The organism is Sphingobium xenophagum, from assembly GCF_002288285.1.
Classification (GTDB): Bacteria; Pseudomonadota; Alphaproteobacteria; order Sphingomonadales; family Sphingomonadaceae; genus Sphingobium; species Sphingobium xenophagum.
On record NZ_CP022745.1, the window covers coordinates 291,356 to 310,542 of the forward strand.

22 protein-coding genes are annotated in these 19,187 nt (G+C 64.1%); 6 read left to right on the forward strand and 16 right to left on the reverse strand.

What is annotated here, in order from left to right:
• The first annotated feature begins 25 nt into the window (after positions 1-25).
• On the forward strand, positions 26-196 hold the full coding sequence (locus CJD35_RS01410; RefSeq protein ID WP_017182815.1) for a (2Fe-2S)-binding protein: 171 nt from the start codon (positions 26-28) through the stop codon (positions 194-196).
• Between the two features lie 150 nt (positions 197-346).
• Positions 347-826, forward strand: coding sequence for a bacterioferritin (gene bfr, locus CJD35_RS01415; protein ID WP_017182814.1), 480 nt, complete (start codon positions 347-349; stop codon positions 824-826).
• Between the two features lie 36 nt (positions 827-862).
• On the opposite strand, the gene CJD35_RS01420 is transcribed toward bfr, so the two are convergent.
• On the reverse strand, positions 863-1,270 hold the full coding sequence (locus tag CJD35_RS01420; protein WP_017182813.1) for a (deoxy)nucleoside triphosphate pyrophosphohydrolase: 408 nt from the start codon (positions 1,268-1,270) through the stop codon (positions 863-865).
• A gap of 81 nt (positions 1,271-1,351) precedes the next feature.
• Here CJD35_RS01420 and CJD35_RS01425 point away from each other — a divergent pair, with 81 nt between their 5' ends.
• Positions 1,352-1,537 (forward strand): Flp family type IVb pilin, encoded by a 186-nt coding sequence (locus tag CJD35_RS01425; protein WP_017182812.1) that lies wholly within the window; start codon positions 1,352-1,354, stop codon positions 1,535-1,537.
• Between the two features lie 138 nt (positions 1,538-1,675).
• Positions 1,676-1,837 carry a Flp family type IVb pilin gene (locus tag CJD35_RS01430; protein WP_017182811.1) on the forward strand — a complete coding sequence of 54 codons (162 nt, stop codon included), beginning with the start codon at positions 1,676-1,678 and terminating at the stop codon, positions 1,835-1,837.
• A gap of 63 nt (positions 1,838-1,900) precedes the next feature.
• Here CJD35_RS01430 and CJD35_RS01435 read toward each other — a convergent pair whose 3' ends face one another.
• From CJD35_RS01435 to CJD35_RS01455, 5 genes are all read right to left on the reverse strand, one after another.
• Positions 1,901-3,379, reverse strand: coding sequence for a M48 family metalloprotease (locus CJD35_RS01435; RefSeq protein WP_026002327.1), 1,479 nt, complete (start codon positions 3,377-3,379; stop codon positions 1,901-1,903).
• 71 nt (positions 3,380-3,450) lie between these two features.
• On the reverse strand, positions 3,451-4,395 hold the full coding sequence (locus tag CJD35_RS01440; RefSeq protein WP_095686742.1) for an acetyl-CoA carboxylase carboxyltransferase subunit alpha: 945 nt from the start codon (positions 4,393-4,395) through the stop codon (positions 3,451-3,453).
• Positions 4,396-4,406: 11 nt separating this feature from the next.
• Complete coding sequence (locus CJD35_RS01445) at positions 4,407-5,336, reverse strand: tyrosine recombinase (RefSeq protein WP_017182808.1); 930 nt, start codon at positions 5,334-5,336, stop codon at positions 4,407-4,409.
• Positions 5,336-7,147 carry a hypothetical protein gene (locus tag CJD35_RS01450; protein ID WP_017182807.1) on the reverse strand — a complete coding sequence of 604 codons (1,812 nt, stop codon included), beginning with the start codon at positions 7,145-7,147 and terminating at the stop codon, positions 5,336-5,338. The genes CJD35_RS01445 and CJD35_RS01450 overlap by 1 nt, the downstream gene beginning before the upstream one ends.
• A 5-nt stretch (positions 7,148-7,152) precedes the next feature.
• On the reverse strand, positions 7,153-7,341 hold the full coding sequence (locus CJD35_RS01455; RefSeq protein ID WP_017182806.1) for a hypothetical protein: 189 nt from the start codon (positions 7,339-7,341) through the stop codon (positions 7,153-7,155).
• 94 nt (positions 7,342-7,435) lie between these two features.
• Between CJD35_RS01455 and CJD35_RS01460 the strand changes: the two genes are divergently transcribed.
• Both CJD35_RS01460 and aroB read left to right on the forward strand, forming a co-directional pair.
• Positions 7,436-7,984 carry a shikimate kinase gene (locus CJD35_RS01460; protein ID WP_017182805.1) on the forward strand — a complete coding sequence of 183 codons (549 nt, stop codon included), beginning with the start codon at positions 7,436-7,438 and terminating at the stop codon, positions 7,982-7,984.
• Positions 7,975-9,081: a 3-dehydroquinate synthase gene (gene aroB, locus CJD35_RS01465; protein ID WP_017182804.1), complete on the forward strand. Its 1,107-nt coding sequence runs from the start codon at positions 7,975-7,977 to the stop codon at positions 9,079-9,081. The genes CJD35_RS01460 and aroB overlap by 10 nt, the downstream gene beginning before the upstream one ends.
• A 620-nt stretch (positions 9,082-9,701) precedes the next feature.
• On the opposite strand, the gene rpmE is transcribed toward aroB, so the two are convergent.
• From rpmE to pyrH, 10 genes are all read right to left on the reverse strand, one after another.
• On the reverse strand, positions 9,702-9,926 hold the full coding sequence (gene rpmE, locus CJD35_RS01475; protein WP_006954711.1) for a 50S ribosomal protein L31: 225 nt from the start codon (positions 9,924-9,926) through the stop codon (positions 9,702-9,704).
• Positions 9,927-10,114: 188 nt separating this feature from the next.
• Entirely contained in the window at positions 10,115-10,594 is a 480-nt protein-coding gene (fabZ, locus tag CJD35_RS01480) for a 3-hydroxyacyl-ACP dehydratase FabZ (protein ID WP_026002326.1), read from the reverse strand.
• Positions 10,595-10,600: 6 nt separating this feature from the next.
• Complete coding sequence (locus tag CJD35_RS01485; protein WP_017182801.1) at positions 10,601-11,257, reverse strand: OmpH family outer membrane protein; 657 nt, start codon at positions 11,255-11,257, stop codon at positions 10,601-10,603.
• Positions 11,257-13,944, reverse strand: a complete 2,688-nt coding sequence (gene bamA / locus CJD35_RS01490) for an outer membrane protein assembly factor BamA (protein ID WP_026002325.1) — start codon at positions 13,942-13,944, stop codon at positions 11,257-11,259. The genes CJD35_RS01485 and bamA overlap by 1 nt, the downstream gene beginning before the upstream one ends.
• An 87-nt stretch (positions 13,945-14,031) precedes the next feature.
• On the reverse strand, positions 14,032-15,165 hold the full coding sequence (gene rseP, locus CJD35_RS01495) for an RIP metalloprotease RseP (protein ID WP_017182799.1): 1,134 nt from the start codon (positions 15,163-15,165) through the stop codon (positions 14,032-14,034).
• Positions 15,162-16,322, reverse strand: coding sequence for a 1-deoxy-D-xylulose-5-phosphate reductoisomerase (locus CJD35_RS01500; protein ID WP_017182798.1), 1,161 nt, complete (start codon positions 16,320-16,322; stop codon positions 15,162-15,164). The genes rseP and CJD35_RS01500 overlap by 4 nt, the downstream gene beginning before the upstream one ends.
• Complete coding sequence (locus tag CJD35_RS01505; protein ID WP_017182797.1) at positions 16,319-17,095, reverse strand: phosphatidate cytidylyltransferase; 777 nt, start codon at positions 17,093-17,095, stop codon at positions 16,319-16,321. Before CJD35_RS01505 ends, CJD35_RS01500 begins: the two co-directional genes overlap by 4 nt.
• Positions 17,096-17,100: 5 nt before the next feature.
• On the reverse strand, positions 17,101-17,841 hold the full coding sequence (locus tag CJD35_RS01510) for an isoprenyl transferase (RefSeq protein ID WP_017182796.1): 741 nt from the start codon (positions 17,839-17,841) through the stop codon (positions 17,101-17,103).
• 43 nt (positions 17,842-17,884) lie between these two features.
• Positions 17,885-18,442, reverse strand: coding sequence for a ribosome recycling factor (gene frr, locus CJD35_RS01515; protein WP_017182795.1), 558 nt, complete (start codon positions 18,440-18,442; stop codon positions 17,885-17,887).
• Positions 18,443-18,446: 4 nt separating this feature from the next.
• A complete protein-coding gene (pyrH, locus tag CJD35_RS01520) occupies positions 18,447-19,172 on the reverse strand; it encodes a UMP kinase (protein WP_017182794.1) in 726 nt (241 codons plus the stop codon).
• Positions 19,173-19,187: the final 15 nt, after the last annotated feature.

Genomic DNA, 19,187 nt, shown 5'->3' on the forward strand with positions numbered 1-19,187 from the left:
CTCTCCCTATCAGGAGAGTGTCTCGATGGTCGTCTGTGTTTGCAATGCCATTCGTGAAAAGGACTTGAAGGAAGCTGTGCGCGATGGCGCCGACACGCCCTGCAGCGCCTATGCGCGCTTTGGCCGTCGCCCCAAATGCGGCCAGTGCGTTCCCTTCGCCCGCACGATCATCGCCGCGGAACGCGCCTCGGCCTGATAGCATTGCAAATCATCCGCACTTGCCGATCGCGAAGCCGGCGCAATAGCGGACGATAAAATGGCGGAATATCAAGGTTTTTTGGCTTAACAGCAACGAACCCGACGCCTATAGTCCGGCCTTAATCCCCCCCAAGCCGGAGTATCCGCCATGAAAGGCGACCCGAAGGTCATCGACTATCTGAACGAGGTCCTCAAAAATGAGCTGACCGCGATCAATCAATATTTCCTGCACTATCGCATCCTCAATCACTGGGGCGTCGAAAAGCTCGCCAAGTTTGAATATGAGGAATCGATCGACGAGATGAAGCACGCCGACAAGCTGGCGGAGCGCATCCTCTTCCTCGACGGTCTGCCCAATTTTCAGCTGCTTGGCCGCCTCAAGATCGGCGAAACGGTCGAGGAAATATTGAAGGCCGACCTGGCGCTGGAATATGAAGCGCTGCCCCCGCTCAAGGATGGGATCGCCTATTGCGAATCGATTCGCGATTATGTGACCCGCGACCTGTTCCAATATATCCTCGAAAGCGAGGAGGAGCATATCGATACGCTGGAAACCCAGTTCGAAATGATCGAGCGCATGGGCATCCAGAATTACGTCCAGCTACAGAGCAAGCCGGCCGAGGGCTGACTTATGTCGCCGGGAGGGGGCGCCGTCCCCTCCCCCTTAGAGCAAAGCCTCCAATATCCCGATCAGCGGCAGGTCGGCGGGTGGCATATCCAGTCCGTACATCTGCGCGGGGCGCACCCATTGCAGCGCGGTGGCATGGCGCGCCTGCGCCACACCTTCCCATTTCCGGCAGACATAGAGCAGCAGCAGCAAATGCCTGTCGCCCAGCGGCTCGCTCGCAAAGGTTGCGGGCGCCAGGCAACTGGCATGGGTGCGGATACCCAGTTCCTCCTCCAACTCGCGGATCAGCGCCGCTTCGGGCGTTTCACCGGGTTCCAGCTTGCCGCCGGGAAACTCCCATAGCCCTGCCATCGCCCGACCAGGCGGTCTTTGCTGCACAAGAACGCGGCCGTCCGCGTCGATCAGGGCGGCGGCCACCACCCATAAAGGCGAAAAACTGTCCATAAAGGTCCGATGAAAGGGCTTTGTTAACCGCGCGTCTTTTACAGGTCTATGCGGGACTGTCTGTAGCGAACTGGAAGCCATATGCGCGGGTTCATCGAAATCATCGCCCGCTTGGGGCTCATACGATGCGAACGTGGGGCGACCGCGGTCGAATATGGCCTGATTATCGCCATGGTTGTGCTCGCCATGATCACTGCTCTGACGAACGTCGCAAATAAGACGACAGGCATGTGGAACAACGTGGCCCATGAAGTAACGTCCCGTTAACCATCAATATCTGACAGCCGTTCGATCCCCATTAACCGTTTTTCAACTGACCTTCTCTAATTCATTCCTTGCTGACCACATCAATTTGAGCGGGGCGGCCGGGTAGTTAAACGCAGTTTCAAGACAAGGAGACATCACATGCAGTTCATCCGTAAGATGCTGAAGAACGAAAAGGGCGCGACCGCCATTGAATATGGCCTGATCGCGGCTCTGATCGCCGTCGCTGCCATTGGCGCGATGACCAGCCTGGGCACGAAGCTCAGCGGCACCTTCAACAACGTTTCGGGCAACCTGAAGTAAGCCCGACACATTGTCGAAACAGGGGGCGGCGAAGGCAACTTCGCCGCCCCTTTTCGTTTGACTTTACCAGGTGACGATCTTCACGCGCTGCCCTGGTCGCAGCGATGCATTCGCTGCCAGCGCGTTGATCGTCAGAAAACGCTCCAGCTGATAATCGCTATAGGCCATGCGCCGGCTGAGCGACTGGACAGTATCGCCCGCCTTGACCGTCAAGACATCGACCCGGCGGGGCTTGATGGCAGCAGCTTCCTGCGGTGACAGGCGCTGGACCGACTGGACCATGGTGTTGAACGGGCCGATGCCCTGTCCCGCTGCTGTCAACAACAGAAAGTGGTAGGCCTTCCCATCGCCAAAATCATAAGCGAAAACAGTCGCATCGACTGCACCCGACTGGCTGTTGGCACGCACGGTGCGCCACGCGGCAGGCAGACCGTTGATCGTCGTGCGGCGCGCCTCACCTTCCGGCACGCTGCCATTGGCGCCGCCCAGTTTCGCAAAGACATTGTCGATATAGGCCGCCAGATTGCCGGAATAGGGCGCCGCGCCAAATTGCGCTTGCCCGCCAGATCCCGTCACCGAAACCGCATCCGCGCTATTTTCCATGCCAAATCCGGTCGGCGCGGTGAAGCTCAGGCGGAGGTCGGGATGGCGAAAGCGGTTACCCTCTATCACGCCCTGCCGGGGATCATCGCCATAGAGCAGGCCGTCAAGCGCATTGAGGAAGGCTTCCCGGTTACGCACCACGCTCTTCGATCCGCTGTTCGCTGCGCCTTTGGACGCGCGCGCGACGCGCGATGCGGGGTCGGGATGGGTGCTCGCCCATTCCGGCATGGTCCGCGCACTGCCCGTAACCCGCGCATCCAGATTGCTCTGCGCCGCCAGTGACGCCAGCATCCCCGATAAAGCGCGCGGATCATAGCCGCCCGACGCCAGGTAACGAATGCCCAGATCGTCGGCCTCATATTCCTGCGTGCGTGAAAATCGCAGCGTCAGCAACTGGCTGCCCGTGCCGATCCCTTTCTGAATCAGCCCGGCAAAGCCCGAATCGCCCAGCAACGCACCAGTCAGAACGCCCAGCAAGGCGCCGCCGATCGCATTGCGCTGCGCCGCCTGTTGCCGCCGCTGGCCATGGCGGGCCGCGACATGGCCGACTTCATGCCCCAGCACCCCGGCCAGTTCCGCCTCATCATTCATCAGCGCCATCAACTGGCGCGTGACATAGACATAGCCGCCAGGAATCGCGAAGGCGTTGTTGACCGGCGAATTGAGCAGCGTGACGGTAAAATCGCTCTGCGCGTTGGACAGGCCGGATTGCACCGCGATGCGACGCCCCACGCTCTCGACATAGCGCGCCTGCGGCCCTGCATAGGCGCCGCCAAATTCCTTGAGCAGTTCAGGATGCTGCTTGGCCCCGCTCGCCTTATCCTGCGCGCTGATCGACGACGTGGTGCGTATGGCACGCTGCTGGCCCACGACGGCAGGCGCAGCCGCCAGCGCGGCCATGCCCACTCCGGCGCATGCCAGAGACAACTTCCAGTTCATCCCCTGAATTCCTCCTCAATTACCGCATCGTAACGAGAAGAAAGGCCGGAGCGTTCCCCGTCAAGCGTCGTTCAAGCGCCGATGGCGAGAAATTTGTTCGCCCTGTCGGTGCGCAGCGCCGACGCATCCATCCCGTCGAGCGCCGCCAGTTCCGCCTCGATCGCCGCGCCCAGGCTGGCAATCGCCTCGACCGGATCGCGATGCGCGCCGCCCACTGGTTCGGGCACGATCGTGTCGATCACGCCCAGATTTTTCAGATGCTGCGCCGTCACCTGCATCGCCGTGGCCGCGTCGCTCGCCTTGTCGGCGGTGCGCCACAGGATCGACGCGCAGCCTTCGGGGGAAATCACGGAATAGACGGCATGTTCGAACATCAGCACGCGATTGGCCGCCGCCAGCGCGATCGCGCCGCCAGAACCGCCTTCGCCCACCACGGCCGACACCATCGGCACCCCCAGCTTCAGGCACGCCTCGGTCGACCGCGCAATCGCTTCGGCCTGCCCGCGCTCTTCCGCCTGCACGCCGGGGAAAGCGCCCGACGTATCCACCAGCGTGACCACCGGCAGGCCGAACCGATCCGCCAGTTCCATCAGGCGGATCGCCTTGCGATAGCCTTCGGGCTTGGCCATGCCGAAATTGTGCCGCACCCGGCTGGCGGTATCGTCGCCCTTCTCATGGCCGATCACCATCACCCGCCGCTCGCCCAGCGTGGCAAAGCCGCCCAGTATCGCCTGATCGTCGGCAAAGGCGCGATCGCCCGCCAACGGCAGGAAATTGTCGAACATGCCCGCGACATAATCCTTGAAATGCGGACGTTCGGGATGACGCGCCACCTGCGTCTTCTGCCAGGGCGTCAATTTGGCATAGGTATCGGCCAGCATTTTGGCCGCGCGCTGCTCCAGCGTCGCGATTTCGCCGTCGATATTGATGTCGCCGACGCTGGCAGTGGCGCGCAGTTCGACAATGCGCGCTTCCAGTTGGGCAACGGGCTTTTCAAATTCCAGAAAGCTGACCATGGCGCATGGCGTTAGGGCGATGAAGCGTCGTCGTCAACGCGCGGCTGCGGCATTTTCGGCACCATCTGCCCCAATGGGTGGCGGCTGTTGACCAGTTCGACGAGGCGGCGGCTGTCCACATGGGTATAGATTTGCGTCGTGCCGATGTCCGCATGGCCCAGCATCGACTGGAGCGCGCGCAAATCCGCCCCGCCCTCCAGCAAATGGGTGGCGAAAGCGTGGCGCAGCACATGCGGGCTGACCCGTTCGGGCGCTATCCCCGCCGCCGCCGCCAGCGCCTTGACGATCTGGTACAGGCGGATACGGCTCAAATAGCTTTTCCCCGACGGAAACAGCCAGGCGCTTTCGGACGGCACATGCGTCAGCCAGCTTGCAACCGCGGCCCGCGCCCGGTCGGAAATCGGCACCAGCCGCTCGCGCCCGCCCTTCCCCTTCAAAATCAGGAAGGGTCGATCCGCCGCCAGCGCCCGGCGCGACAGGGAGACGAGCTCGGTCGCGCGCAGCCCCGACCCGTACAGCAGCTCGATCAATGCCGACAGCCGCAGATCGCCCGGCGCCGGATGTGCCACCGCCAGCCGCTCGGCGATCAGCGCGAACAGCATATCGACTTCGGCCCCCGACAAAATCTTGGGCAATGGACGCCGCATCACCGGGCGCGGCAGCGCGCTGGCGGGATTATCCGCGCGCAGCCCTTCTTCTTCCAGAAACCCGTAAAAGGCCCGCAGCGCGGATGCCTTGCGCGCCACGGACGATGCCGCCAGCGTCGCCCATTCGCCCGCCAGCCTGCCCAGCGCCTCCTTGCTTGCCCCGGCCAGGCCGCCAATCAGTGCACCCGCGCCGTTCAGGTCGGCGCGATAGGCCAGCAAGGTGTTGCGCGACGCGCCCCGCTCCGCCGCCATCATTTCCAGAAAACGGTCGATCAGGGCATCATCGTCACCCATCAAAGCCGCGTGATCGCCTCCGCCGCGATCATCCGCGCTTCAGGGTCCAGCCCGACGCGATGAAGCGCGGCGACGATATGATAGAGATGCTCCGGCGACAGGCGGTTCCAGTCGCTCCCCTGCATCCCCACCGCCGCCAACAGCGCGACCGTACCCTTTTCGCCGCGCTGGGCCGCCGCGCCAATCGCGCGCGCCCAGCGGCTGTTGGCGGCCAGATTGACGCCATTATCACGCGCCAGGCTCGCCATGTCATTGGCCGACAGCCGCGCCAGACCCGCCAGCGCCGCGATCAGCATCCGGCCCTTCTGCGGCCCCGCTTCGCCAATATAGCCGGTTATCCGGCCTTCGTTGATGTCGACCACCGGGCTTGGCGCACCAACGGCGAGCAGCCCCCAGAATTGCGCCGCGCCATCGCCATTGATTTGGCCCAGCGCCCGCGCCCAGCGCGCCGCATTGCGATCATAGCCGGCGGTCATCATCGCCGCGACCAGATTGGCGGCATCGCGCGCGTCGGCCTGCGCGACCGGCAGGGCCGCCGCTGCCCGCGCCGTCGCGATCAGCCCGACATAGTCAGGCCGTGCGCCATCCTGCCACCAAGTCTGCATCGCGCCGATCCGCGCGCCCACCGTCGCACCGGTATAGGCGGTGCGCAGCGCGTCGATCCGGTCGGCAATCTCCGTCGGCGCATCGCCATCGGCCGCCAACTGACTGTAGAAATCAACCAGCGCCGCGTTGGAAAACACGCCAAGCCGCGCCGCGATGTCGACCGCCGGCTGGCGCTGCACCGGCGCCAGCGCGGGCGCACGCGCTTCCCACGCCCGCACATGCGTTCCGACCGTGCCATATAGCGCGTCGGGAATCTCGACATTCAGCGCAGTCGCCAGACCAAAGCGCCAGGCGGTCAGCCGATCGACCCCGTCCCATTCTATCTTCACCGAACGGCGCGCATTGAAGCCGGTGCCGACCAGCTTTTCCGCCAGCCGATAGTCGACGCCGCGCACCACGCCGCGCCGCTGCGCCTGGTTGAGCGCACCGCTGGCTGACCCCTGATCGCCCGACAAGGCCGGGCAGATCGCCCGCGTCATGTCCCAGCCCGGCTCCTTGCTGAAACGCAGCGCCCCTTCCGACAGCGGGCATAGACCGGCCGGGTCCGCGCTGGCCAGATAGGTCTGCATCGCGATGGCATAGAGGCGCGGGGAATAGCGGTCGGGATCGACGCTCTGCACCAACAGCCGGGCGCTGTCCGCCTCCCCCATGCGCAGCAGCAGCCAGGCGCGCTCGGCCACCCAGTCCGCCCCGTCAATATCGCGCGGCGTATCCACCGCCGACAACAGCGCCCGCCGCAGCAGGATCGCGGCCCAGCGCGACATGATCGGCGCATGGGTCTGCTGCATCAGCGTGGCGAGGAATTTGCCCGACTGGTTGCCAAAGGCGTTCGGCTCCATCCCGCGCGTCGCGGGCGTCAGCGGGCCGATGCGGTCCAGCGAGCGGCGCGCCGTTTCGGGCAGGTCATATTTGGCCTTCTGCGCCGCCAGTTCTTCCGGCGTCAGTTCCTCTTCGGCGGCATTGGCCGCCTCATCCGGCAGCAGCGCCAGGTCGGGCGGGGTCGCGGGATTGAGCGCGGGGGCTGGCACGCCGCCGGGCGTTGGCGCGGGCGCGGGGCGCGCGGGGGCTGGCGCTGGTGTTTCGGGCGCGTCGCCAAAACCGGGCGGCAACAGCGATTCGGGCGCCTGCTGCGCCACGACGGGCAGCGCCAATGCCAGCGCAAAGCTGCCGAACGCCCATTTCGCCTTACCCCCGGACCTGCGCATGGGCGTTACTGGCCCAGCTTCTCGGCGGGGATGACTTTCTCGACACGCTGCTGCGGCTGCTCGCCACCGCGCGACCACAGGAAGGCCAGCAGCGCGACGACCAGCACCACCAGGATGATGGGCAGGATCGGCAGGCGCGTACCACGACGGCGGCCAGCGCCCTCAAAACTGCTCAAATTGCGGTTGTTCTTCATGAGTCCTTGCTACGGCTGGTCCCGCCATCATGCGAAACGACAGGGAAAGATGCGATTTGCCTCTGTGACGGCTGGCTGTATAGCCCCGGTCGCCATGCAGCGAAACAGCAAATTCCCCGCTACTCACGCCAAGCGCGGTCCCATCGTCCTGGTAGGCATGATGGGCGTGGGCAAATCCACCGTCGGACGGCGGCTTGCCGCGCGGCTTGGCGTCGCTTTCGTCGATGCCGATGAAGAGATTGAAAAAGCCGCCGGGCTTTCCATTACGGAGATTTTCGCCCGCTATGGCGAACCCCATTTCCGCGACGGCGAACGCCGTGTGATAGCCCGGCTGATGGACGGCGCGCCCAAGGTGATCGCGACCGGCGGCGGCGCTTTCATGCAGGATGACACGCGCGCGCTGATCCTGGATCAGGCGACCGCGATATGGCTGGACGCCGACATCGACGTGCTGGTCGATCGCGTGTCGCGCCGCGAAGGCCGCCCCCTGCTCAAGGATCGCGATCCCCGCACGGTGCTGACGGATCTGGCAGCGGTCCGCAATCCGGTTTACGCGCTCGCCCCCATTCATGTGAAGAGTATCGCGGCACCCCACGACATCACGGTCGACCGCATCATGGAGCATCTGACGGCATGGCAATAGTCCCGGTCGCGCTCGGCGCGCGCAGCTATGACATCATCGTGGAACAGGGCGCGCTCGACCGCGCTGGCGCCATCCTGGCCCCTTATGCGCGCAAGGGGCGGATCGTCGTCGTCACTGACGCCCATGTCGCCGCCGCCCAGCTTCCCCGGCTTGACGCCAGCCTGCGCGCCGCAAATGTGACGCTGGAACCGATCATCCTGCCGCCGGGCGAACAGACGAAAAGCTGGCGGCATCTGGAACAATTGCTCGACGCGCTGCTGGCGCTGGAGATTGAGCGCGGCGATCATGTCGTGGCGCTTGGCGGCGGCGTGATCGGCGATCTCGTGGGCTTTGCCGCCTCCATCCTCAAGCGCGGCTGCCACTTCATCCAGGTGCCCACCACGCTGCTGGCTCAGGTCGATTCGTCGGTCGGCGGCAAGACCGCGATCAACACGGCGGCAGGCAAGAATCTGATCGGCAGCTTCTACCAGCCCGCCCTCGTCCTGATCGACCCGTCGACGCTCGACAGCCTGCCCCAACGCGAAACCCGCGCGGGCTATGCCGAAGTCGTCAAATATGGCCTGATCGACGATCCCGATTTCTTCGGCTGGTGCGAAGCCAATGCGCAGGCGCTGCTGGCCGGAGATCCCGAAGCCCGCACCATCGCGATCGAACGCAGCGTCCGCGCCAAAGCGGCGATCGTCGCCGATGACGAGCGCGAGACGTCTGGCCGCCGCGCCCTGCTCAACCTTGGCCACACATTCGGTCACGCGCTGGAGGCCGACACAGGCTTTTGCGACACGCTGCTGCATGGTGAGGGCGTAGCGGCCGGCATGGCGCTCGCCTTCCGCTATTCCGCGCATCTCGGCCTTTGCCCCCAATCCGATGCCGATCGCGTCACCGCGCATCTCAAAGCCGTCGGCCTGCCCCACAATCTCGCCACCGCCCACGTCACCGCCAACGGCGCGGCGCTGGTCGGCCATATGCTCCACGACAAGAAAATGGCGGCCGGCACCCTCCCCTTCCTCCTCGCCCGCGGCATCGGCCAGACCTTCCTGTCAAAAGATGTCGTGCTGGACGACGTGGCGGCGTTTCTGGACGCGGATCGATCAGCCTGAAAAAGCCGCGCTCTTAGAGGGCGCAGAGCGGATGGACAGGAGGCGACCAGAAGCGCCCGCACATTCCTCCCCTGCAAGGGGAGGGGGACCACGAAGTGGTGGAGGGGTGTCACCCTATCGAGAGGCGGATACCCCTCCGTCTGGCCTACGGCCATCCACCTCCCCTTGCAGGGGGGGATGATCGGGAGCGACCAGAAATTGCCGCCGGAATATGCTGCGCCGTGACTTGGAATCGGCCATTTCCTTGATCGTCACCCCAGCGAAGGCTGGGGTCTCAGGCGTCAGAAGATAACGTCTGACATATCACGCCAATCTGGATTGGCTTCTTCCTCAAAGCGGAGCCAGTGTCGTTTCGATTATATTCGGCGCGCGCTGCGTTGGCGGCTGGGAGGCCGATAGAGATAACGCCCTTGGCTTATTGCGTAGCCGCCCCGCGCCCTATCCGACTGTGGCGCATCTACGCCTGAGACCCCAGCCTTCGCTGGGGTGACGGTGAGATTCATGCCTCCTATACGGTGCTTGCACCTGTAAAGCCGCCCGTCCCCAACCCACCCATCTCCGCCACCAACAAAAAGGGCGCCTCGCGGGCGCCCTTTTCATTCCTGCCTTTGTAAGGCCGATTACTTCTTCAGCGTCAGGCCGCCAAAGCGCTTGTTGAAGCGCGCCACCTGGCCGCCCTGATCCAGCTGACGCTGGCCACCGATCCATGCCGGATGCGACTTGGGGTCGATGTCGAGCGCCATCTTGTCGCCTTCCTTGCCCCAGGTCGAACGGGTCTGGAACGTCGTACCGTCGGTCATCTGGACGGTGATCATGTGGTAGTCGGGGTGAATATCGGCCTTCATGGCGTCGTGCTCCGTAATGTGCCGGTTCCGACCGGCTGTGGATGCGGGAAAAGTGCGAAGGCGCGCCGTTAGCGGGTTTGACGCCTTGTGGCAATAGTCCGTCATCCCGGCGAAGCCGGGATCTCACTTTTCTTCGCATGCAACAGAGGAAGCGAGACCCCAGCTTTCGCTGGGGTGACAGGAATAGTTCAATCCTTGGGCGGGTCGCTGATCATCGCGACGAACTGTGCTTCTGCGGCCAGCTTGTCGCCCAGCATCGCCTTGCCCGCAAACTTGCAGATCGCGCCGCGATTCTGGGTCACTTCGACATGCAGGTCGAGCAGACAGCCCGGCTCCACCGGCGACCGGAATTTCGCGCCGTCGATGCTCATGAAATAGACGAGCTTGCCCGAATCGGCCAGGTTCATCGATTCCACCGCCAGCACGCCCGCCGCCTGCGCCATCGCTTCGACGATCAGCACGCCCGGCATGATCGGCCGGGTCGGGAAATGGCCCTGAAAAAAGGGTTCGTTCACCGACACCGCCTTGATCGCGTGGATCGACTGGTTGGGCACCAGCGACACCACGCGGTCGATCAGCAGCATCGGGTAACGATGCGGCAGCGCGGCCATGACCCGACGGACATCCATCGGGCCACGCGCGCTGATCGTTTCAACCTCTCCCGCCATTATCTATCAGCGCGACTTGGGGGCCTGCGCCGGGTTGGCAGGCGCGGCAGCCGGGGCTGCGGCCTGACCCTGACGGCCCGGCTGCCAGCCGGCCGGCGGCGTGATCGACACGCTGGGCACCAGCGCGTTGATTTCGGTCACGACGGCATCGGTAATGTCGACGGTCGGCTGATAGGACACGGTCGCATCGGGGGCCAGCACCAGATCGACCTTCGCCTTCGCCATCGCAGCCTTCAGCGCGTCGGACAGCTTGGCCGTGATCTGTTCTTCGACATAGGCATTGGCCAGCGCGATCGGCTGGCCCATGCGCTGCAGTTCGGCCTGGGCGCTCTGCTGCGACTGCTGGAACGCCTGATACTGGGTTTCGATCGCCGGGGTCGGCTTGTTGCCCGCTGCGGTCAGCGCCTTCTGGATCGCGTCGCCCTTCGTCTTGAGGTCGGCGTCGATCGCAGTCTTGCGCGCGTTGAACGCATCGATCTGCGGCTTGTAGGTCGTCTGCATCTGGGTGCGGGCGACGGTATAGGCGGCGCTGGTGCCGACCGCGCGCTGCAGGTCAGCGACGGCAATGCCCATCTTGGACTGGGCTGCGGCCGGAACGGCGGTCAGCGCAATGGCGGTCATCGGCGCGAAAACGAGCGCCGCAGCCTTGATAATGGTCTTCATCAGAATTGAGTCCCTACGTTGAAGGTGATGAGCTTGGTGTCGTCCCCTGGTTCTTTCAGCAGCGCCTTGGCGATGTCGATACGGAACGGGCCGAAGGGCGAGTTCCAGTTGACGCCAAAGCCGACCGACAGGCGCGGCTTGAGCGTGTCGCCGAGATATTCTTCCTCGAAATTGCCGCCCGAGAAGGTGAAATTGGTGCCGCAGACCGGCGACCGCGCCGTGCCGGTGGCGCGCACCCGCGTCGATCCGGTGGGTGCGCTGTCCGTTGGGTCGCAATAGCCGGCGAAGCTGCCATTGCCGTTGATCAGCACCGGATCCTTGATGCCGGCCACCGCGCCTGCGTCGACAAAGATCGACGGCCGCAGCCCCATTTCACGCGCGCCCGATCCCAGCGGTATCTCCACTTCGGCCCGCGCCTGGTAATAGATGCGACCTCCCAGCGCGTCGTCGGTGATGTTGTTCCGGCCAGTGACCCGGTCATAGCCGGTGATGTTGTTGTTCTCATCGGTCGTGGCCTGGAGGAAGTAACGCTTCACCCGCGGACCCACGCCGCGGATGTTGAAGCCGCGGAACTGTGGTTCGCCAAGGAAGAACCGATCAACCAGCCGGATGCGCTCGGTCGGGTTGCCGTCCGGGTCGAGCCGCTCACCTTCCAGCGAATGAATGTAGCCGCCCTCACCCGACAGGGAGAAGATGAAACCCGCACCCAGCGGCCAGAATTTGGAGGCGTTGACGCGCGTGCGAACATATTTCACGCTGCCGCCCAGGCCCGCGAAATCCTGGCTTAGCACCACGTTGTTGCCCCGCGTCGGGCGGATGCGGTTGTCGCGCGTGTCATAAATCAGCGAGTAGCCCAGCGACGATGTCGTGCGCTTGCCAATCGCATCGCACAGATAGCGACCGGCGAGCAGCGGATCGCAACGCTCCGCCAGCGGACCCGCGCCATCGGGATCGGAATAATAGGTCGCCCTGTCGAGCGTCACATCGTCGAAATTGAGGCTGTAACGCAGCGCCAGCGACATATATTCGGTGATCGGTACGCCGGCCCGGATCTGAAAGCCGGTGGTCGTCTGTTCATAGGTCGTATCGCGACTGTTGGTCCCGTTGCCCAGGAACCGGAAGCTGTTGAGATCGCGGCGATAGATGTCGCCGCCCAGCGCGATATTCTTGTCCATGAAATAGGGTTCGGTGAACCCGACTTCGACCGACTTGCTATAGGCCGAATAATTGACGGACGTGCGCAGTTCCTGGCCCTTGCCGCGGAAATTGCGCTGGGTGATCGATGCGGACACGATGAAGCGTTCCAGCGACGAGAAACCGGCCGACAGCGACAATTCGCCGGTCGATTTTTCCTGCACATTGGTTTCCAGGATGATCCGGTCAGGCGCGGAACCGGGCTTCTGCTCCACGTCCAGCTTCTCCTGGAAGAAGCCGAGCGAGTTGATCCGGTCCTTCGACCGCTTGACCAGGAAGCTGTTGAAGGCGTCCCCTTCGGCCAGACGGAATTCGCGGCGTACCACCTTGTCCTGCGTCAACGTATTACCGTTGATGTCGACCCGCTCGACATAGACGCGCGGCGCATTGGCGATGCGGAAATTGATCCCCATCGTCAGCGTATCCTTGTCGCGCTGGAAATCGGGCGACACATCGGCAAAGGCATAGCCGAACAGGCCGGCAGTCTCGCTTAGCGTATCGACCGTATCCTCGACCAGCTTGGCGTTATACCAGTCGCCCTTCTTCATCGGCAGGCGCTTGGTCAGCCCATCGCCCGACAGGTCGCGAATGTCGGATTCGACCTTCACATCGCCAAATTTGTAGCGATCACCTTCTTCCACCACATAGGTGATGATGAAGTCCTGCTTGTCCGGCGTCAGTTCCGCAACGGCCGAAATCACCCGGAAATCGGCATAGCCTTCGGTCAGGTAGAATTGGCGCAGCTTCTGCTGGTCATAGGCCAGGCGATCGGGATCATAGCTGGTGCCCGACGAAAAGATGCGGAACCAGCGTGACTGCTTGGTCACCATCTGGCTGCGCAGTTCGCCGTCCTTGAACTTGTCATTGCCGATGATGTTGATCTGGCGGACCTTGGACTTTGGCCCTTCGGTAATTTCAAAGACAATGTCGACGCGATTCTGGTCGAGCTGCACCATCTTGGGTTCGACGCTGGCGGCAAAGCGGCCCTGACGACGATAAAGTTCGATGATGCGGGCCACATCGGCGCGGACCTTGGAACGGGTATAGATCTGGCGCGGGGCCAGCTTGATTTCGGGCCGGATCTTGTCGTCCTTCAGCCGCTTGTTGCCTTCCAGCACGATGCGGTTGATGACCGGGTTTTCCTTCACCTCGACCGTCAGCGTGCCATTGTCGTTGCGGATCTGGACGTCGGCGAACAGTTCGGTCTCGTACAGGTCACGCAGACCCTGATCGAGCGTTTCCTGGGTGAAGGGCTGGCCGACGCGCAGCTTGGTGTAGGACAGGATCGTGTCCGGCTCCAGCCGCTGGGTGCCGGTGACATTGATTGCGCGGATCGTACCCACCGGTGCCGGGGCAACGGGCGGCGCCAGCGTCGGTGCGCCGGCCGGAGGAGCAGCCTGCTGCGCCTTTGCCGGAACCGCTGTCAGCCCGGCGATCATCGTCGTCGCCAACAGGGCCGTGACGACCGGGCGCTGCCTCTTGCTGCTCATCATCGCTGTCACCCGCATCACCTCAAACAGTATAAAATTGTTTCCGCCGACACAGACGACGCCAAACCGCGCCTCCCTGCCCCATGCGCGTCAGCCGATCAAGCCGGACAGGCTTTTCCAAAGCCCGAAAGACGACAAATCGTTGAAAGTCACCAGCACCATCATGGTCAGCAGCGCCGCCAGGCCAGATTTATAGGCCCATTCCTGCACCCGTTCGCTGACCGGCCGCCGCTGCACCGCCTCTATCCCGTAAAACAGCAGATGCCCGCCATCCAGCATCGGGATTGGCAACAAGTTGATGAACCCCAAGTTAATCGAGATAAGCGCGACGAAGAAGATGAAGCTTTCCAGCCCCATCGTCGCCGCCTGCCCGGAAACCTGCGCGATCTTCAACGGGCCGCCCAGTTCCTTGACCGATCGGCCACCGCTGATGATCTGCCCCATCGTCTCGACCATGGTGCGGACGATCTGCCCTGTCCGCTCCACCGCGACCACCGGTGCACGCAACAGGCTTACCGGCTCGACCACCGGATCGCCGGGGGCCAGCCCCAACCGGCCGATCTGGAACTTGTTCCCGAAGCCGTCATCCTCGGTCACGCTGCCGATCTTGCCGTCCTTGGCGAACGTCCTGCCATCGCGCTCGATCACCATGGCGACCGCTTCGCCGGGACGGATCTGGGCGTAGAGGCGAATATCGTCGAAGGTCGTCATCTCGCGCCCACCCAGCGACACGATCCGGTCGCCCGGCAATATTCCCGCCGCCGCCGCCGCGCTGCCCGGCTGCACCTGTCCCGCAACCGCCGGAGTCCGGCTTTCGCCATGCACGAAGGCGAACGTCGCCAATATCAGGATGGCGAACAGGAAATTGATCGCCGGTCCCGCCGCCACGATCGCCGCGCGCTGCCACAGCGGCTTGGCCGGAAAGCTCTGCGCCCGCTCGGCGGCGGGCAGTTCCAGCCAGGCCGGATCGGTCATGCTGGCCGCGTTCATGTCGCCCTTGAAGCGGACATAGCCGCCCAGCGGCAGAGCCGCGACGCGCCAGCGCGTGCCGCGCTTGTCGACCCAGGCAAACAGTTCCGGCCCGAAGCCGATCGAAAACGCCTCCGCCTTCACCCCGCACCAGCGCCCGACCAGATAATGGCCCAGTTCATGCACGAAAACGAGCGGCCCGATGACCGCCACAAATGCCAGAACAGTCAGCAGAAAACCGGGATTGTGGATCAAACCGTCAATCTTTCCATCACATCGCCCGCCACGGCACGCGCACCGGCGTCCGCCGCCAGCACGTCTTCAATCGTGGAGGGCGTCGGCGCGCTATAGCGGTTCAATACTTCCTCCACAATCATGGCGATATCAAGGAAGCCGATCCTGCCGCCCAGAAACGCCGCAACCGCCGCCTCATTGGCTGCGTTCAGGATCGCGGGCATCGCCCCGCCAGCCGCCGCCGCTTCGCGCGTCAGGCGCAAAGCGGGGAAGCGATCCTGATCGGGCGCTTCGAAATCCAGCCGGCCGATCCGGGCCAGGTCGAGCGGCTGGCACGGCGTCGCGATCCGCTGGGGCCAGGCGAGCGCATGGGCGATCGGTATCCGCATATCGGGCGATCCCAGCTGCGCCAGCGTCGATCGGTCGCGATATTCGACCATCGAATGGATCACCGATTGCGGGTGGACCAATATCTCGATCCGGTCGAGACCGACGGGGAACAGATGCGCCGCCTCGATCAGCTCCAGCCCCTTGTTCATCATCGTCGCGCTATCGACGCTGATCTTGGCGCCCATCGACCAGTTGGGATGCGCCACCGCCTGCGCGGGGGTGATGTCGGCCATCTCCGCCCGGCTGCGGGTGCGGAACGGCCCGCCGCTGGCGGTCAGCGTAATGCGCGCGACATCTTCTAAAGAACTACCGGCAAGGCATTGGAAAATCGCATTATGCTCACTGTCCACGGGCAATAATGTCGTGCCCGAAACGCCAGCCGCCGCCATCATCAACCCGCCCGCCGACACCAGCGATTCCTTGTTGGCCAGCGCCACCGTACCGCCCGCCTTCAGCGCCGCCATGGTCGGCCGCAACCCTGCGCACCCCACGATCGCCGCCATCGTCCAGTCCGCCCCGGCCCCAGCGGCATCGACCAGCGCCTGCTCGCCCGCCGCCGCCTCGATCCCCGTCCCGGCCAGCGCCTCCTTCAGCGCGCCGTACAGCCGCTCCTGACCGATGACAGCCACCTTGGCTCCCGCCTCCCGCGCCAGCGCCGCCAGACTGTCCAGGTCACTGTTCGCCGTCAGCGCCACCACGTCATAGGCGTCGCGATCCCGCCGGATCAGGTCCAGAGTCGATTGGCCCACCGACCCGGTCGCCCCGAAAATCGAAACCTTCCGCGTCATCGCAGCACCAGCATCAGATAGAGCAGGGCGGCCAGCGGCGCGGCGGTCACCACCCCGTCCAGCCGGTCCAGCACGCCGCCATGACCCGGCAGCAGCGATCCGCTATCCTTGACCCCCGCCCGCCGCTTCATCGCGCTTTCCAGCAGGTCGCCCGCCTGTGCCGCCACCGCCAGCAGGCCACTTGCCGCCGCCAGTTCGATCGGCAGCCCGGCAAAACGGTGCAACAGAAACCCGATCAGCAACGCCGCCACTACGCCGCCACCCAGCCCCGACCAGGTCTTGGACGGGCTGATCCGCGGCGCCAGCTTTGGCCCGCCAATCGACCGACCCGCAAAATAGGCGCCAATATCCGTCGCCCACACCAGGGCCAGCGCCCACAGCGCCAGCGTCAGGCCAAAGATGTTCGGCCCCTGCCCGCGCAGGAACAGCAGCGCCATGACCGGCAGGCAGACATACAGCACACCCAGCGCCAGCCGGACGGATCGGGTCGCCCCGATCACGAACAGGAAAGCCGCAACCAGCAGGCCGATCGCAAACCAGGACAGGCCAGCGGCCAGCGGGCATAATATCGCCAGCGGCACCGAAACGGCGTACATCGACAATTTCTTGTGATCGGCCGATGCGCCGCTCAAATCGGCCCATTCGGCCTGCATCAGCACGCCCGCCACCGACAGCAGCGCCCAGAACAGCAGTCCGCCAGACAGCAACGCACCCAGCGCCACCGCAATCAGCACGACGCCCACGACGGCGCGGGTGCGCAATTCACTGCCCATGCCGCTCACAGCCCGCCGAAACGGCGGTCCCTCAAACGGAAAGCATCCAGCGCCTGCGCCAGCGCCTGGGCGTCGAAATCGGGCCACAGCATGTCAGTGAAATACAACTCGGCATAGGCCGCCTGCCACAGCATGAAATTGCTCAGGCGCTGCTCACCCGACGTGCGGATCAGCAGGTCGAGCGGCGGCAGATCAGCCGTGTCGAGCGCCGCATCAATATCGCCCACGCCAATCGCGTCGGCGGCAATCTCGCCCGCCGAGACCCGCTGCGCCATAGTTTGGACCGCACGCACCATCTCATCCTGCGCGCCATAGTTGAGCGCGATCGCGATGATCGGCCCGCTATTGCCCGCGGTGCGCGCCACCGCCTCATCGATCAGCGCGACCAGCGAAGGCTCCAGCACCTTGTAATTGCCGATGATCCGCAACCGCACGCCATTGGCATGAAATTCGTCCAGATCCGCCTTGATGAAATGGCGCAGCAGCCCCATCAGGTCCGCGACTTCGCTGGCGGGCCGCTTCCAGTTTTCCGACGAGAAAGCGTAGAGCGTCAGACACTCCAGTCCCATCTCCCGCGCGGCGCGCGACACGCGCCGCACCGCTTCCACCCCGGCACGATGACCGGCGATCCGCGGCAGCAGCCGCTTCTTCGCCCAGCGACCATTGCCGTCCATGATGATGGCGACATGGCGCGCGCCATGGGCGGGCGCGGCCTGGGACAGATCGGGCCGGACTTGCGTCGCCATCAGTCGGTGGGGGTTGCGCGGATCATGGGCGGAACATCCCGGCTTACTGGCCGAGAATTTCCTTTTCCTTGGCCGCGAAGGTCGCATCCAGCTCGGCAATCACGCCGTCGGTCAGCTTCTGGACTTCAGCTTCCTTGCGCTTGCGTTCGTCCTCGCTGATTTCGCCCTTCTTCTCGTCGGCCTTCAGGCTGTCCATGCCGTCGCGCCGCACGTTGCGCACCGCGATGCGCGCGGCTTCGGCATATTTGCTCGCCAGCTTGGCCAGTTCCTTGCGGCGTTCCTCGGTCAGGTCGGGGATCGGCAGGCGCAGCGTCTGTCCATCGACGATGGGGTTCAGGCCCAGCCCCGCAGACCGGATCGCCTTGTCCACCGGCCCCACATTGGTCTTGTCCCACACCTGCACCGACAACATGCGCGGTTCGGGCGCGGATACGGTCGCCACCTGATTGAGCGGCATCGATGCGCCATAGACGGTGACGGTCACCGGATCGAGCAGCATCACGTTGGCACGCCCGGTGCGCAGGCCCGAAAGATCACCCTTGAGCGATTCGACCGCGCCGGCCATGCGGCGTTCCAGGTCCGATTTGTCATATTGCGCCATGTGATCAGCTCTCCTGATTTTGTACGATCGTCGCCACACCCTGCCCGGCCAGCACAGTCGCCAGATTGCCGGTTTCGCGGATGTTGAACACGACGATGGGAATATGATTGTCACGGCACAGCGCAATCGCGCTGGCGTCCATGACCTTGAGATTGTCGTTCAGCACCCGGTCGAAACTGATTTCGTCATATCGGGTGGCACTGGGCACCTTCTTGGGATCGGCATTATAGACGCCATCGACACTGGTGCCCTTGAAGATCGCGTCGCAATTCATTTCGGCCGCGCGCAGGGCGGCGGTCGTGTCGGTGGTGAAGAAGGGGTTGCCCGTGCCAGCCGCGAAGATGACGATCCGGCCCTTTTCCATATGCCGCACCGCCTTGCGCCGGATATAGGGTTCGCACACCGACGCCATCGGAATTGCCGACTGGACGCGCGTGTCGCACCCCATCTTCTCCAGGGCATTCTGTACCGCCAGCGCGTTCATGACGGTTGCCAGCATGCCCATATAGTCGGCGCTGGTGCGATCAAAGCCCTTGGCCGCTCCGGCAAGACCACGGAAGATATTGCCGCCGCCCACCACGACGCACAGCTCGAACCCGGCTTCCTTGGCCGCGGCGATCTCCCCTGCGACCCGATCGACGGTTTCGGGGTCTATCCCGAACTGGCCCGACCCCATCAGCACCTCGCCAGACAATTTCAGCAATATGCGCTTGAAGGATGGCCGGGTCATGCGGGGCAAATTCCA